Genomic DNA, 16,826 nt, shown 5'->3' with positions numbered 1-16,826 from the left:
ATAAAAAATCCGTTTTCTGAAAAGAAGCGGATTTTTTTTGTTAAAGTTCAATATATTTGAGTGATGTTAAAAGTAGACAATATATCATTCGCGTATGATCAGCTTCCTGTTTTAAAAAACGTTAGTTTTACTATTCAAAAAGGGCAGCATATTGCCCTAATTGGTGCTAGTGGCTGTGGAAAAAGTACTTTATTAAAAATCATTTATGGCCTTTTACAAGTAAACGAAGGAGAACTATCCTGGAATGGCACTAAAATATTAGGGCCGCTTTTTAATCTTGTACCTGGTGAAGAAAATATGAAATACCTTTCACAAGGTTTTGAGCTACAATCCTACCGCAGTGTTTCAGAAAATATTGGCCAATATCTGTCTAATTTTCAACCAGAGTTAAAACAAGGGCGGGTAGATGAGTTACTCGACATTGTAGAAATGACTGATTTTGCCAATACCAAAGTCGAAAACCTTAGTGGTGGCCAAAAACAAAGAGTAGCACTGGCAAAAGCATTGGCCAAAAGACCAGAATTATTACTGCTTGATGAGCCTTTTGGAAATATTGATAACTTCAGACGTAGTTCTTTGAGAAGAAATCTATTTAGATATCTAAAACGTAATAAAATTACAAGTATCACCGCTACACATGACAAAACCGATATTCTCTCTTTTGCAGATCAGACCATTGTTATTCGCCAGGGTAAAATTTTAACTCAAGAAGATACGATCGCTTTATATCAAAATCCTACCGATTATTACATTGCTTCTCTTTTTGGAGAAGTAAACGAAATAAAGATTTCTTCATTTACGGCATCTGATAGCCAGGATACCATTCTGGTCTATCCTCATGAGATAGAAGTTAATCCTAGTTCTATGATAAAAGCACGAGTAAAAAATGCATATTTCAACGGGGGCTATTACTTGATTGAAGCTATACTCGACAATACAATTCTCTTTTTTAATCATCACAGTAAATTAACCGCTCCCAAAATGATTGGGATTACAATTCCTGAAGAAACCATTGAGAAAAGAAAACAAATCTAGTTGTTGTAGTGTACTAACTTAAGTTCATTTCCGTCAAAAACACCGTAGGTGTAATGAGCAATCCAGTCTCCTAGATTTATATATTGGGATTGTTCATTTAATTGTATTTCCATAGGAAGATGTCTATGCCCAAATACAAAATAATCCCTGTGCTTGCTCTCCAGTTTTCTTTTGCAATATTGTACCAACCACTCATTATCTTCTCCTAAAAAAGTTACATCTTCATCTCCCGAAATCAATTTATTTTTTACCGAAAGGTACTGTGCCAGTTTTACGCCAAGATCTGGATGTAACCATCTAAAAAACCATTTTGCTACAGGATTGGTAAACACTTTTTTCATTCGTTTATACCCTTTATCTCCCGGGCCTAAACCATCACCATGGCCGATAAAAAAAGTAGTGTCATTAAAAGTAAACTCCTGGGGCTTATGATACACGGGAATATTTAATTCTTCTTCAAAATATCCGTTCATCCACAGGTCATGATTTCCTACAAAATAATACACGGGTATTCCAGAATCTGTAATTTCTGCCAATTTCCCCAATGTTCTGGTAAATCCTTTGGGAACCACAGTTTTATATTCGAACCAAAAGTCAAAAAGATCTCCTAACAAAAAGATAGCAGCTGCATCTTTTTTAACTTCATCCAACCATTTTACAAATTTTTGCTCTCTGGGAAAACTTTTTTCTGATGTTGGAGCCCCCAAGTGATTATCACTCGCAAAGTATATTTTTTTCCCTTCAGGAAGGTTCATACGTATAATTTAAAAGGTAAAGGTAAGAAAAGGTCCTAAGATTTAAATGATCTATTCATTATCTGATGCATACCACTCTGCAAATGATGTTTCAGTTTCTTGAAGTTTTAAAGAATGTAGCTTAATGTCTTCAGGCAATCGAGAGATAATCTTTTTAGCAAAATCAATTACCATATTCTCACTGGTAGGTTGATAATCTACTAAAATTACATTATGTCCTCTATCTTTTAATTCTTTTGCCAGTTCTATATGTGGTGTGTTTTTATTAAATACTGTTGCATGATCAAAAACATCTTCAATATCTTCTTTTACAATCCTTTTAAGGTCTCCAAAATCAATCACCATTCCTAATTTTACATGCGAAGTATCTGTAATTGGTGTTCCAATTACAGTCACACTTAGTTTATAGCTATGACCATGAACATTTCTACATTTACCATCATATCCATATAAAGCATGCCCGGTTTCGAAAGAAAATTGTTTCGTGATACGAATTTTACTCATCGTTTACTTTGTAATTTTTGGCAAAGTTACGGAAGATTATCGTCTCTTTCTCTTATTTATAAAGTAAACCACAACCAAAACAATTCCTAATACCAGGAACAATCCATTACCTCCTAAAAAGTTTAGTATATCCATTATTTATTTAGACTTTTAATTTATAACCCAGGTTCTACATAAGAAAACAACGTCATTTTGAGTATTTTCTTATAAAAAACTAATAAAAGCTGGTAAACCCGCTTTATAATCTAATACTGCTAGATGAAATACGATCTAAAAAAGTAATACCAGTTGTACTTTGAATTTACTACAAAAGAAAATCAGCTATTTTTTGTTTATGCAAAGAAGAAAAATTCAGCATAGCCATAGCTACGGTTAATTTTTATTTTGAAGCATAGGCGAAAAAGAGAGTTTTATTGTGATAAATTCAAAGTGTAAATGGTATAAATCACTATACATTATATTAACACATAGATTTGCATGCAGCTAAACTTGCTGCGCAATGAGAATGACCATCTTCTCTACAATCTACAAAGTCTTGTCTGCATTCGCGCAAACAACTATTTGCTCCTCCATTAATACTTGATTGCTCCGTTTTGTTTAATGACTGAACATCATTACGATTTAAAATGTTTTTTAACATGGTTATAGGTTTTAATTTGTAATCATGTAATTTAGGTAAAATATAGGGGTACAACAAATTTCCCTTTTCAATTGAAGTTTGTTTTCTATTGGTGTTTTGCGTGAGGGATAGTAGCGGCTACCCCACAGTCTGACAGAAAGGAAGTACGAGGAGTAAAAGCGAATAGCCCGACCTTTTGGGTCACGCTCAAAAGACATAAAAGAAGATCATCATAGAGGCAAACACACAAGGTATTAAATGAGTCATCCTAAAATAAGTTGACATAAATTCGACTTATTTTAGGACGAGACATGTAATGCTAAGTGAAATACAATCTAAAAAAGTAAATCACAATGCACAAGTATTAACACGCAGATCTACATGCAATATAATCTGCCAGACAGTTAGAACCTCCACTACCTAGACAACTAATATAGTCTTGTCTACAAGCGAGAAAACAACTGCTTCCTCCATTAATACTTGATTGCTCTGTTTTGTTCAATGATTTAACATCATTACGGTTTAAAATGTTTTTTAACATAATTAAAGGTTTTAAATTTGTAATGATGTAATGTAAAGAAAATAACAAAGGCAAAATTGAGGATTACCGTAGCCCTTTTATTTTTTAAATTTTTCTAATGCTTTTTTAGTAAATTCAGAAAGCACCAATTCGCCAGAAATGGCCGCCCTTTCTATAAGAAGTTCCTGCCAATGCTCTGTTCCTTTCCAGTTTACTTTTTTCATTTGTTGTATTGCTTCTGGATTATAGCCAGCAAGTTTTTCGGCAAATAATTGTATTTCTTTATCTAATTCTGATGTGGTACCAAAAACGCGAGCATACAATCCTTGTTCTTTTGCCCAATACGCATTTTTCCATTGTGACGCATCCCATGCAAGAGTTTCAAAAGCTGCTAATCCTATTTTTCTTGATACTGCCGGTTCTATTACAAAGGGGCCTATACCAATTGTTAATTCACTTAATTTAATCGATGCTGCTTCTGTAGCCAGGCAGTAATCACAAGCAGACGCTAACCCAACTCCTCCTCCTACAGTTTTACCTTGTATTCTTCCTATGATTGGTTTTTTACATTTTCGCATTGCATTAATCACATTCGCAAATCCAGAAAAGAATTGTTTTCCTTCTTCCAGATTTGTTATTGCCATTAGTTCATCAAAAGAAGCTCCTGCACAAAATGCCCGGTCTCCTTCTGACTTAAGAATGATTACAGATACAGATGTATCTTCTGATAATTCATCAAAAGCTTTAGTTAATCTTACTAATAATTCTGATGGAAAAGAATTACTGGCATGGTGGCCAAATTCTATCGTTGCAATGCTGTTTTCGGTATGAGTATATAAACTTCCGTTAGATCTTGGTATCATTATTGTTGTAACTTTTATAGTAAAAGTAACTAATACCAACTGAAGATTAAAATACCACACATAATTATTTTGGCTGGTATCATTCACCCATCTGGTGATCTCTGTATTAAAATTGTTTAACAAACAATCTTAATACAATCAAATGATTTATTTCTTAGTAAAAATTAATTGTAATTATCTAAAATATAACACGTTTATATGTATAGATAGTTCATAAAATATATGAAGAAGATGTTAGAAGAGTTTTTTGAAAAAAACAGATTACGAATAGGGATTTTCTTAATCCTTATCTATGCTCCATTATTATTTATCCTTATTTATCCTTTTTAAGAGATCAAGGGCAAGAACTTATTTCTAAACTTTATGACGAGTGCTACTCCTCTAAAAAGTGCCCAAACCGTAAATGCTATCCATATCCCGTATAACTTTAAATCAAAAAAGTTACATAAATAAAGAGTAGGTATAAACCCTAAGAATGTAGCTCCTAGTAATACATTTCTTAAATAACTCATTTCGCCAAGGCCTTTAAAAATCCCATCAAAGACAAAAGCCAAACCATTAATGGGCTGTACAATTAAAACAATAAAAAAGACACTGTAAAATGTTTCTAACACTATGGTTTCACTTGTAAATACTTCTCCTATTGCATCATAAAATATAAATCCAAATATTGCCAAAATCAAACTCACACCAACACCATAAGTGCTTACACGCTTACCTAATTTCCAGAGGGATTTATAATCTTTTGCACCTAATAGTTTTCCGCCAAGGATATTACCTGCTCCGCCATAGCCGTCAATAAAAAATGCAGTAAACATCCAGATATTCATTGCTATCGTATATGCAGCGATATATTCGTCTCCATATTCTGTAGCATTAGAGGTTGCAAAATATAATGCTGTATTTAATGCTATAGATCGAACAAATAAATTAAGACTCATAGTAACCAATCTACCCAACTCTTTATTTAATGGGAAACGTAATTTGAGACTTACATTGGTTTTAGTCAACAATAATATGAAAACGATGACAGCCATTAAAAACTGTGAAATTAAACTTGCCCATGCGGCTCCGCTAATCCCCATTGGAGTAATAAAACCTTCGATCCCATATACCAGGATAAAATCTAAAACAATATTAGCTACTGCACCGATTACAGCAACAATCATTGGCCAAAATGTATTCTGTAATCCTCTAAAAATCCCAAAAACTGCAAATGTGAATAAGGTTAAAGGAAATCCCCACACCCTAATATCATAATAGACTACACAGTATTCTAAAATTAATCCTGAAGCATTATATAACTTAAAAATCTCTTCAACAAAAAAAACAGTAGAGATCAACACAAAAATACTAAGGGCTACATTAAAGAAAATGGCTTGTGCTGGCAATGTTTTTACTTCCTCAATTTTACCTGCTCCCAGGTATTGAGAAATGATAGCAGATATTGCACTTCGGGTTTGTCCGAGAATCCATATTAATGCCGACAAAAAAGACCCCACAATACCTACTGCTGCAAGGGATTCGGTACCGTATTCGGGAATATTACCCACGATAGCCGTATCGGTTATCGATAGCAATGGTTCTGCAATACCAGCAACAATAGCCGGAATAGCCAGGCGATTTATATTTTTAAAACCAATTACCTTACTCATAAAACGAGTTCATAACAGTGAAACGGGTGTTCACTTTGCTTTGGAAAATAGATATCTTCCAAACGTTGATACCCTCTGGTTTCATAAAATTTCTGGTTTCTTTTATTTTGACTGAAAGTGTCTAGCCTAACTGATTGATATCGATTTTTTCGAGCATATTCTTCTCCAAAATCCATTAGTTTTTGAGCATATCCCTTTCCCCAATATTCTGGATCAACCGCTACACGATGTATATAGAGATTATTGGTATTACCTGTTAACCACGTAACAGGAATATATTCTTCATCTATTAGATCAGTAAGCACAATAATTCCTTTGATGTGGTCTTCTTCTTCAAGGACATATAGTTCTTGTAACTCAACATCTTTTTGAAAACGTTCCTGAGTAGGGTAATGCTCATTCCATTGATATATCCCATTAGCTATCATTGCTTTGGCACAAGCTCGAGTCAATGTGTAAATAGCATCCAGATCAGATAATAATGCTTTACGAATCATACTTTTTTTTTGGAGAAGCCCAAAAGTACTAACTTTATATTGCAGAATATAACTGATAGTTATATTCTATAGAACATTTAAAAAAACTTTAAGAAAAAAGCTCTTTTAGACCATCAGAAAAGCTTTAAAAATAATATTATATCAAGAAATGAGTTAGTAAAAGGTCTAAAATTGTAATTTTACACACTGAAACACAAATCATAATAATTAATGAAGAATATATTGGTTCCTTTGGGCTTGTCTGAACATTCAATTAGTATGGCCAGACTTCAATACACTATAGATTTTGCAAAAGAACTCAAAGCAAAAGTTTATGTAGTAGAGGTTTTTAAAGAACTACCCAGATCTGGTAGTCTTCCCTCTGTAAACAAAACACTAAAGGAAATCACAGCATCTTCTATAGAAGAAAAAATAGCAAAAATTGACAAAAAAGGAGTAGAAGTAATTGCCTTACCATTAGAAGGAGAACTTCTTGAAGCTATCCCTAAATTTAATTTACAGCACTCTATAAATTTACTCATTTTGGGGGCAGAGGTTAAGGATATTAAAGATCCATATTTTCTTGGCCCAATTTCGGGTAGTCTTGTAAAAAATACAGAAATTCCTGTATTGATTATTCCTCAAATGTACACTTTTTCGCCTATTAAAAAGATACTTATGGCAGTCAAATCAGGTATCGTGAAAAAGAAAAATGCGTTAACTCCTGTAAAGGAAATTTTAAGTACTTTTGATGGTGATTTGAAATTGCTTCAGGTAAAAACAGCAAATTTCTTAGCTGAAGATTCTAAGTTTGACAAGGATTTAGGGGAGATTACCTCATCTTATAAATCGTCTGAAAATGCTACATTATTTCAAGGACTTTTAGAACATCTTAATGAGAATTATCCTGATCTTATTTGTGTTTTTAGACGAAAACGAGGATTCTTTGCGAAGCTTTGGGAAGAAGATGCTGTTCTCAAAAAAGACTTTGATAGTAGAATTCCTTTATTCGTTTTAAGAGGATCGGATTAAAAAATACTGGGGATGTAGCTCAGCTGGCTAGAGCGCTTGACTGGCAGTCAAGAGGTCGTGGGTTCGAGTCCCATCTTCTCCACTCGTAAAAAAGGCTTCACAGAATTTACCTCTTGAAGCCTTTTTTCGTTTATATCAAAAGAGTTTCTTAACCAAGATTCGAAAAAACTCAACACTTTTATCTCACCCACCATATTGCACAATATTTTACGGCAAGACCTTAACAATTTGATTGGATTTAAGTATATAAAAATCAATAGTTTGTATGTAGATTTGCATGAAAGATTAAAGACAACTTAAGGGCTTACTCAACCTAATTAATTTAAAAAAGAGCGATCTGACATTTCATTTCTTACCCCTATTTGTCAGTAATGAGAATCACATATTTCATCCTAAATATTCTCATGTTATCGGTATCGTAACATATTAAAACAACTTGTTTTTCAAGGGTATTTGCTTGAGAAATCAAAACAAATTTTAGCACAAACAATTAAATTAAAACTTTATGAAAAAATTAAACTTCATACTAATTATAGTATGCATCCTTTCGTTAGGTTCCTGCACAAAGGAAGAATTACCCGAAAACCTAAATCAAACTCAAAACACAGAGAGCGATAAAGGCATACTATCTGATCCTGAGAAAAAAGAAATTCTAATTGCAATGGGATTTCAAAAAGACAAAATTGAAGGACATAAAGACTACTTTTTGATTGATGATGACTTGATTATTTACAAAAGTGCCATCTCCAAGGAGTTAATCAATCCGCTTGCACCTGTTAATATATCAAAGCAACTTCGCAATAGTTTTTTTGTAAGCGATAATATTGTAACTAATATTAGAGTACGTATTGATCCTAATTTTAATTCGAACTGGAATAGCTTAATACAACAAGCATTAACCGCTTGGAATAATGCAGGTTCTATGGTATCCTTTACCGTAGTAACCACAAGCCCACACATCACTATTTATTCAGACACATCTCTTGCGTGCCCGGTAAGTCATCGTAATTTGAGTTCTAATGTATGTGGTCGAGGAACTTTCCCTCCGAATGGCAATCCAGGAAATGTCATTTCTATCAATACAGATTCACCCCACATTAATACAAATGCAAAAAGGTTAAGAACCATTACGCACGAATTCGGACATAATGTAGGATTAATGCATACCAATCAGGGTAGCGGAGGAATTCATATTCCTGGAACTCCTAATACAGATCCTGCTTCTTTAATGAATGGCGGAGAATGCGGGCAAGTAAAACCATTAAGTCCAAATGATATATTAGCGATACGAATCATGTATTCTGAAGCAACCTGGACGAGGGCAGGTGTAGATTTCTCCAAAGGCGGATGGCATATTGGAGACTATAATGGTGATGGTAAAGACGATATCTTTAGATACAGACCAGGAATATCTGGTGCAGATGTATTTCTTTCTAACGGAGTAGATTTTATATATTCGGGAAATTGGACAGGAGCTGGTGTAGATTTCTCTAAAGGTGGATGGCATATCGGAGACTATAACGGCGATGGTAAAGATGATATCTTTAGATACAGACCAGGAATATCTGGTGCAGAAGTATTCCTTTCTACAGGAAGCAGCTTTACCAATAACGGAAGCTGGACAGGAGCTGGTGTAGATTTCTCCAAAGGTGGATGGCATATCGGAGACTATAACGGCGATGGTAAAGATGATATCTTTAGATACAGACCAGGAATATCTGGTGCAGAAGTATTCTTATCAACAGGAAGTAGCTTTAGCAATAACGGAAGTTGGACAGGAGCTGGTGTAGATTTCTCTAAAGGCGGATGGCATATTGGGGATTATAATGGAGATGGAGATACCGATATATTTCGATACATTCCGACCATAGCGGGAGCAGATGTATTTATATCTACAGGTTCTTCTTTTTCACATTAAATCAACGATCTAAAGTAAGCTCAACAGGTATATCTACTAAAAAAAGACATAGCTACATGAGTTAAATTATATTTCCCCTTATAACAAAGGCTTCAAGAGGTATGCCTCTTGAAGCCTTTGTTGTTTCTATCAAGTTAGAAGAAATTTCTGCGCTCTAATATTAACTTAATCCTAAAAATTTTTCATGATCATATATCCTTGGTTAAGTTGATCAATCTATACTATTTTTATATTTATTAAATATTTCTAAACTAATGGTAAGCGGATCTTCGTAGGCTTTAATTTCGGAAACTCCTGGAGTGATAATCCATTGTTCTTCCCATTGACGCATATCTTCTTTACTTTGGCTATCATCTTGATGATAATTAATCCATCTGGGTACGTAATAATCCCGGATAAGCCCTGTCCACACTCTACCAGAATAATCGTTTACCGGATCTCCTCCCCAAGTGGTTAATAAGCGCTTGGCATTAGATTCGTAATAATCTTTTTCATTAGGGTTATCTCCCCATTTTCGAGCAAAATCTACCCATTTTTTAAGATTGTGATTAGGGTGTGAAGCTAGCAATCTATCCATAGTTAATAGTATTTGCATTGTCTCCTCCAGAGTAACTGATTTTCTATTTTCTTTTGCATCCAAAAAATCTAAAAGTTGTTGATCAGCTACAAGTCCAAGATATTGCACTACCATCTCTATGGCATCAATAGTATACAATTCACTGTTTTTTAGTTCAGATGCATTATCTAAAAATGCTCCTACGGCTTCTTTAAATTTTACAGAGCGATGTACCGTTGCATGATCCTCTACTCCTTCAGGTTTCTTATAAGGTCTAAACTGGTACCTATGCATCGGATGATCTGTAAATGTTCCAAAAGCAGATTGGTTTAATAGATCAAAAGCTTTTTTCATATCTTCAGGAAATGCTCCATATCGTTGTATACTGTATTGTGCAATCCAGGAGTCTAAGTCAATTTTTTCTTTTCTCCATGCCACATCTGATAGAAGTTCGTAGATGATCTCGTTATTCTCTATACCTTCTGGAGCAAAACCAAAGCCCACCAGGTTCTTTTTGTTTTCATACTGCAATGCTTCAACAGGAATTGATGCATATACATCCAGCTTACCATTAAGAGGTACTTTTCCTCCCATATTTGGGATAAAAGAGTAGATCCATTTTTTTCCAAAGAAACCATCATACATCTTCCAGGAAGGGTCTATTTTCCAAAATACATGATTGTATTCATTAGCCAGATCGAGTATCAGTAATTTATCATCCGGTACTTTAGAGACCAAAGCTCCTAATCGTTCTGGTGTCCAGAACAATTTGCCATTTTCATCTTTATGATAAGGAAAAGTCCACCCCTGCATTACCCATGTAGCATCAGGATTAGCTTCTTTTATCGATTTATAGACCGATGCCCCATATCCGGATAATTCGGTTAAAGCCACTTCTGGATCTTCAGAAAGAGGAGCATCCATTTCATTAAAACTATCTGCAAGGTAATATTCTCCCTTTCCAAATTCTTTTTCCCACTCCTGTATATAAAGCGTACCGATTTCGATAAAAAGATCACTATCGGGTGATAATATAAATGCATTATTCTCTAGAGGTAATCCTCCTCCCCATCCTAACTCCCGGACTTCTACATCTGGATATATTCTGGTAATAGCTTTGGGCACAAAACCTGCAAACGCATGAATTATCGGGTTCATTCCTAATTCTTTCATACGATCCAACATCTGGTGAGTAAGTTGTACTTGTTTTTGAAAATAAGAATCGGGTAGTGGGCCATCCCATCCATTCAAATTTCCCATTCTGTTCCATGGAAAATGAGCCGGACCTGAAAAATATTGATCTGTTTCCGATTTGGTTAATCCCAATTTTTGAAATACTCTGGATAAAATCGCTTCATGAGCACCTCCAATTAAAGGCATATTAATTCCATGGATTGCCATCCAATCAATTTCTTTCTCCCAACGTTCCCAATCCCAATATGCAGTCGTATACCCATGAGTAACTACATTAAAATAATACCGATATTGGTAAGGGCTTTCTACTCTTTTGTTTACTGAAGGTAATTCTGCCGGAATATTTATTTTAGAACCAGACCAACTATAGATACTATTGCATTCGCTTTTTAAATACTCATATGCTCCTCGGCAAAGTGCTATTGGTGAATTACCTGTGACACGAATTTTATCATCTTTTTTTTGTAATGAGAACCAGTCTGGTATCGTATTATTTTCTTCTAATTGAAATTCGAAATGACTTGTGTTTTCTTTTCCAATGGTTCTCTCTAATACATCTCTTGCAGAGAGCTTTTCTTTTTCCTTTTCTTTAGAAGTAGTACAGGATAGTAAACCAAGTAGGACTATTATAATAAGTTTGCCACTATTATTCCCCAATATTAATTTCATTTGAATATAATTTAAAGGTTTAAAACAAATCTCGAATCAAGAATTCTAAAATAGATTTTATCGATCATGACTCACTCAATTGAATAACTATCTAATCTCTCATTGTTTCTACCAAAAAGAACTACTTTCTTTCCTTTATATGTAAAAGATCGTATTGCTTTTACATCTCCTTTACTTAAGATGCCACTTTCGGTTGCTGAAATAGGAACAAAATTATTCTTTCCATTATTTTTAAGTACCAATCCATAACCAGCATCATTTCTAGGAGTTTCAATTTCTGATTGATATAGGTTTCCGGCAATAAGAATATCTTTTAATCCATCATCATCAAAATCATCAATATGAATATCGTTTATAGAAGATAGTTGTGCTTGTTTTGGAAGTTCTACAATTTTGAATTTTCCATCTCCTAAATTTTCTATAAAAACAGAAGCAAATGTATACGCTTTGGCGTGTAAAGCTTTCTCTAGTTTTTCTTGCCCATATACCTGAATTAGGTCTGCAGAACCAAAACCTTCATAGGTTGGAAATTTTTCTTTTATAAATGGCATTTGGAGCGAGGTACATTCTCGACCACGAAGCGGAAACAAATCTCCATTGTTATAATATCCTAATACAATATCATTGGTTCCGTTATCATCAAAATCATGTGCATAAATCTCGAAAGGTTCTTTGGCAGAGGCTTTATATTTATAGTTTAGACCTAAATTACCCATTATGTAATCCATATCTCCGTCCTGATCAAAATCGGCACTATTAATCGAATTCCACCAACCATCGGTATTCTTAAACAAAGTAGTATCTTTTTTAAAAGTCTTATCTGTGTTTCTAAATACCGTTATAGGCATCCATTCTCCAACTAGAACCAAATCAGATAAGCCATCTTGATCAATATCTGTCCATATTGCATCAGTGATCATACCGATTTCAGATAATTCTGGAGCAATCGTTTTGGTAATATCTTTAAAAACACCGTTGTTGTTTTCTAATAGATAATTTGCTCCGGGATACAGGTATTTTTGTGGTGTATGCCTACTTCCAACAAATACATCCAGGTCTCCATCCTGATCATAATCAAATGGTTTTATACAACTACCACTAGATACTATCTTTGGTAATCTATTGTTCTCTTTAACAAAGTTTCCGTTAGTATTTATATATAAGCGATCCTGATACATTGTATGATTTGCTGGCCATTCGTTCCCGCCACTTACCACATATAAATCTAAATCGTTATCCCCATCTGCATCAAAAAATTGTGCAGATACATCTTCAAACGCTTTTTCTTTTTCCCATAGCATACCGTTTGAAGATTGAAAAGAACCGTCTGGTTGTTGTGTATACAATGCTGCTGGGTGGTCTTTTGCTCCGCCAATATAAAAATCATCCAATCCATCCATATTTATATCTCCAACAGCAAGCGCAGGACCAAACTGAGACATTTTATGTGGCAATAAACTTTCTTTTTCAAAATCATCATATGCATTTTCTACATGCCTGTGAGATATGCCTATATCTTTTGTAATATTCTTAAATAACCTTGCACCAGAATTCTTCTTTTTTTGATGTGTAAAAGAAGCATCGTTGTAATTAATAATGACTCTCTTGTTAATTTCTGGATTGCTAATTACCTCTACTTTATCATCTGGCCAGGTTACTATGATTTTTTGCAGCGTTGTGTTACTGTTCAATCCGACATGTATAATTGGTTCTACCGCAGATTGATATCCTCTTGTGGGATAGTTTTCGAATATTTGAGTTGTTTTTTCTGTTTGTACAGCAATACGTGTACCTATTCCAAATGGGTTTTGGGAATCTCCTTTAAATTGAAACTGTACATAATTCTTATTTCTGGTATTATTTTTTAGAATAGTAGCTTCCTGATCAATATTATTAATAACCAAATCCAAATCCCCATCGTTGTCTAAATCTGCATAAGATGCACCATTAGAAAAAGTAGGAGCATCAATTCCCCAGGATGTTGATGTCTTTGAGAAGGTTAAGTCTCCGTTATTTTTAAAAAAGTAATTTCGGGTCTTTCGTTGTGGAGTTTTACGAACTAACTCTTCGATTACTTTTTTTATATTTTCCTTATTCTTTTGAGCCTGTTCTAATCGCTTTACTTTATATTTTCTAAAATCATTATTTCTAAAATCTCTCTTAAGACCATTAGTAATAAATACATCTTTTAATCCATCATTATCAAAATCTGCAAACAATGGTGCCCAACTCCAATCGGTATTTGATATTCCTGCGAGATGTGCGATTTCGCTAAAACATTCGTCAGAATTGTTAAGCTGTAATGCATTAAACATATATTGATAATGAAATCCATTATCAACAGCATGGTTAAATGCTTTTGGATTCATCCCACTCATACTGGTTTTGATCCCATAATTATCCTCGGCTACCATATCTAACGAAATAATATCCAACAGCCCATCATTATTAAAATCTGCAATATCGGTTCCCATCGAAAAATTAGACGTATGCCCAATAGATGATTTTATTTTTTCTGTAAATGTGCCATTTCCATTATTAAAATAAAGGTAATCATGCTCGATATAATCGTTTGCTACATATATATCGGGCCAACCATCTTGATTAAGATCTCCTATAGAAACTCCTAAACCAAAACCTAAAGGATTTTGTATGATTCCTGCCTGATCAGAAATATCAGTAAATTTTCCTAAGTTATTTTGATACAATCGATCTCCTACCAGGTCATTCTTCTTACTTTTATAGTCTTCTGGGTTATTAGTATTAATAGGAGATACATTATGATTTAATAAAAACATATCGACATCTCCATCTTTATCATAATCAAAAAATGCAGCTTGCGTACTATATCCAGAAAAATTAAGTCCATATTGGGCTGCTGCTTCTGTAAACGTTCCGTTTTTATTATTTATAAAAAGCTCATTTTCTCGATTTTCAGCCTTTCCTTTACCCGACTTACACACATAAATGTCTAACCAACCATCTGCATTAATATCTACCATGGTAACCCCTGTTGTCCATCCAAAAGAGCCTTTTACTTTTGCTTTCTCTGTGTGATTTTCAAATTGAAAATTTCCTTTATTGATATAAAGTCTGTTTTCTTTGAGATTGGAAGTAAAATAAATATCGGATAATCCATCATTATTAACATCTCCTATAGCAACACCTCCACCATTATAGAAATATTCATACACCATACTATTCATGGCACTACTCTCTGGTATTTGGTTTATGAAATGAATCCCCGAATGATCTGATAAAACTGAAGTAAATAATGTTTTATTTTTATCAGAATTTAGGTTTTGTTGAGTGGTTTCATTGTTGTGACATGATATGATTAGGAATATACATATTACTACTCCAAGTATTTTTATTTTTTTACTATCTGTGATCATGGCATATATTGTATAATAGCATAAACACCTAAAAATAATAAAATTCTTAGGTGTTTACTAGTTTTAATAACTAACTCAACTTTCGGGGGTTTTTTACCATCCGGGATTCGGTTTAAGATTGGTATTAATATTTATCTCCTGTAATGGTATAGGATATAAAATATGTTTATCCTGAAAATTCTCTGCAAATGGTTTGTTATGATTTTCTAGCGTTGTTTTTATCGATTCTGTATCTGTACTTCCTCTTTGCCACCTATAAAGATCAAACCAACGAATACCAAATTCCATAGCTAACTCAACCGGGCGTTCATGATGTCGAATTTGATCTCTCAGTTGGCTTTGAGTCATTGCTCCTAATGGAGCTGCTTTCCCTCGTTCTCTAACTTTATTAATCTCTATTATCGCTTGATCTGTTTTACCGTTTTCGTTCAAAGCTTCGGCATACATTAATAAAACATCGGCATATCTAATTAAAGCAATGTTTGATCCGTTATAAAAGCTTACATCCTGATTAAAAGCATATTTTTTAAAGTATTTAGGATGGTTAAGGTCACCAGATACAGCACTGTAAGCAACAACTGCATCTGCATCTCTACTATACATTTCAGAATTAGGATCGTCAAAGAAAATACTCTCATATACTCTTTCACTAATTTCTCCTCCGGTAGTTAAATCTGTTTTCATTTCTTCAACCAACCAATCAGAAGGATAAAATAATTCCCATCCACCAAAGGCATAAGGAGAAACCTGAAAGTTAAAAACCTGTCGTTCATCATTACCATTAGCACGATCTCCCGAAAACTGAATTTCAAATATACTTTCATTCCCATTTTCTGCAGCTCCATTAAAATTATCTGCATAATTAGTTAATAAAGAGTATCCCATACCGGTTACTTCTCCTAATTTGACTTCTGCCTGGCTCCATTTTTCCTGAAACAAATATGCTTTACCTAATAATGCTTTTGCAGCACCTTGTGTAGCTCTTCCTTTCCATTCGGATGAATGTTCTGTCAATAAATTTGGTTCTGCTTCGGCAAGGTCTTTTTCTATCTGCTCCCATATTTTATCAGGAGTTACCTGAGACACAAAAAGACGATCTAATTCTGTTTCATAAGTAGTTACCAGAGGTACATTTTCAAAACCGGTTACCAGCCAAAAATAGTATAGTGCTCTTAAGAATTTTGCTTCGGCTACAATCGTATTCTTATTCTCTTGAGACAAAGCTTCCATTTCTGGAATTCTTTGTATGATCTGATTAGCTCGACCTATACCTGCATAGCTACTTTGCCAAATATTGTATGGGCCTGTATCTTCTGTGGTATTAGAGAAACTTGCCAGGGATCGACTATATGTTTCTGCTGTATTATTGGTCACATCATCGGCTCGATATGCCATTGCAGTATACACCTCTTCAAAGAAAGCCCACTTACTTCCACTTGCACTATGCATTGCACCATAAGTAGCTGTTAAAGCTTGTAGTGCATGTTCTTCTGTTTGCCAAAAACTAGAATCGGTCAAATTCTCATTGTTAGGAACGTCCAAAAACTCATCACTACAAGAGTGCAATATTCCTATACAAAGAACTATAATTAATAAATAACTAATTTTTTTCATTGTTCTGTTTTTTAATTTTTT

At 34.1% G+C, this 16,826-nt stretch carries 12 protein-coding genes and 1 tRNA gene; 4 read left to right on the top strand and 9 right to left on the bottom strand.

Translation table 11 applies throughout. The features are described 5' to 3' along the window. Positions 1-63 precede the first annotated feature (63 nt). Positions 64-1,035: an ABC transporter ATP-binding protein gene (locus DG435_RS17765; protein ID WP_106791874.1), complete on the top strand. Its 972-nt coding sequence runs from the start codon at positions 64-66 to the stop codon at positions 1,033-1,035. On the opposite strand, the gene DG435_RS17760 is transcribed toward DG435_RS17765, so the two are convergent. From DG435_RS17760 to DG435_RS17740, 6 genes are all read right to left on the bottom strand, one after another. Further along, positions 1,032-1,790, bottom strand: a complete 759-nt coding sequence (locus tag DG435_RS17760) for a UDP-2,3-diacylglucosamine diphosphatase (protein ID WP_106791873.1) — start codon at positions 1,788-1,790, stop codon at positions 1,032-1,034. The two genes, DG435_RS17765 and DG435_RS17760, sit on opposite strands and share 4 nt — an antisense overlap. Positions 1,791-1,841: 51 nt before the next feature. Next, positions 1,842-2,294, bottom strand: a complete 453-nt coding sequence (locus DG435_RS17755; protein WP_106791872.1) for a 6-carboxytetrahydropterin synthase — start codon at positions 2,292-2,294, stop codon at positions 1,842-1,844. A 983-nt stretch (positions 2,295-3,277) separates the two neighbouring features. After that, positions 3,278-3,454, bottom strand: coding sequence for a hypothetical protein (locus DG435_RS25625; protein ID WP_159025507.1), 177 nt, complete (start codon positions 3,452-3,454; stop codon positions 3,278-3,280). Positions 3,455-3,531: 77 nt separating this feature from the next. Next, positions 3,532-4,296 carry an enoyl-CoA hydratase/isomerase family protein gene (locus DG435_RS17750; RefSeq protein ID WP_369872272.1) on the bottom strand — a complete coding sequence of 255 codons (765 nt, stop codon included), beginning with the start codon at positions 4,294-4,296 and terminating at the stop codon, positions 3,532-3,534. A 326-nt stretch (positions 4,297-4,622) separates the two neighbouring features. Continuing rightward, positions 4,623-5,951 carry an MATE family efflux transporter gene (locus DG435_RS17745; RefSeq protein ID WP_106791871.1) on the bottom strand — a complete coding sequence of 443 codons (1,329 nt, stop codon included), beginning with the start codon at positions 5,949-5,951 and terminating at the stop codon, positions 4,623-4,625. Further along, entirely contained in the window at positions 5,948-6,448 is a 501-nt protein-coding gene (locus tag DG435_RS17740; protein ID WP_106791870.1) for a GNAT family N-acetyltransferase, read from the bottom strand. The genes DG435_RS17745 and DG435_RS17740 overlap by 4 nt, the downstream gene beginning before the upstream one ends. A gap of 210 nt (positions 6,449-6,658) precedes the next feature. On the opposite strand from DG435_RS17740, the gene DG435_RS17735 reads away from it, so the two are divergent. From DG435_RS17735 to DG435_RS17725, 3 genes are all read left to right on the top strand, one after another. Further along, a complete protein-coding gene (locus DG435_RS17735; protein ID WP_106791869.1) occupies positions 6,659-7,459 on the top strand; it encodes a universal stress protein in 801 nt (266 codons plus the stop codon). 8 nt (positions 7,460-7,467) lie between these two features. Further along, positions 7,468-7,541 (top strand) — tRNA-Ala (locus DG435_RS17730). Between the two features lie 423 nt (positions 7,542-7,964). Further along, positions 7,965-9,377, top strand: a complete 1,413-nt coding sequence (locus DG435_RS17725) for a M57 family metalloprotease (RefSeq protein ID WP_108840643.1) — start codon at positions 7,965-7,967, stop codon at positions 9,375-9,377. A gap of 211 nt (positions 9,378-9,588) precedes the next feature. Here the strand turns inward: DG435_RS17725 and DG435_RS17720 are convergent, their stop codons facing one another. From DG435_RS17720 to DG435_RS17710, 3 genes are all read right to left on the bottom strand, one after another. Further along, a complete protein-coding gene (locus DG435_RS17720; protein WP_106791867.1) occupies positions 9,589-11,796 on the bottom strand; it encodes an alpha-N-acetylglucosaminidase in 2,208 nt (735 codons plus the stop codon). A gap of 71 nt (positions 11,797-11,867) precedes the next feature. Beyond that, complete coding sequence (locus tag DG435_RS17715; protein WP_106791866.1) at positions 11,868-15,191, bottom strand: VCBS repeat-containing protein; 3,324 nt, start codon at positions 15,189-15,191, stop codon at positions 11,868-11,870. A 93-nt stretch (positions 15,192-15,284) separates the two neighbouring features. Then, on the bottom strand, positions 15,285-16,805 hold the full coding sequence (locus DG435_RS17710) for a RagB/SusD family nutrient uptake outer membrane protein (protein WP_106791865.1): 1,521 nt from the start codon (positions 16,803-16,805) through the stop codon (positions 15,285-15,287). Between the last annotated feature and the right edge of the window lie 21 nt (positions 16,806-16,826).

Origin of the sequence: Aquimarina sp. Aq78 (assembly GCF_900299525.1) — a bacterium.
Classification (GTDB): Bacteria; Bacteroidota; Bacteroidia; order Flavobacteriales; family Flavobacteriaceae; genus Aquimarina.
The sequence above is the reverse complement of the archived record's forward strand: the minus strand, read 5'-3'. Positions and strand labels throughout refer to the sequence as shown.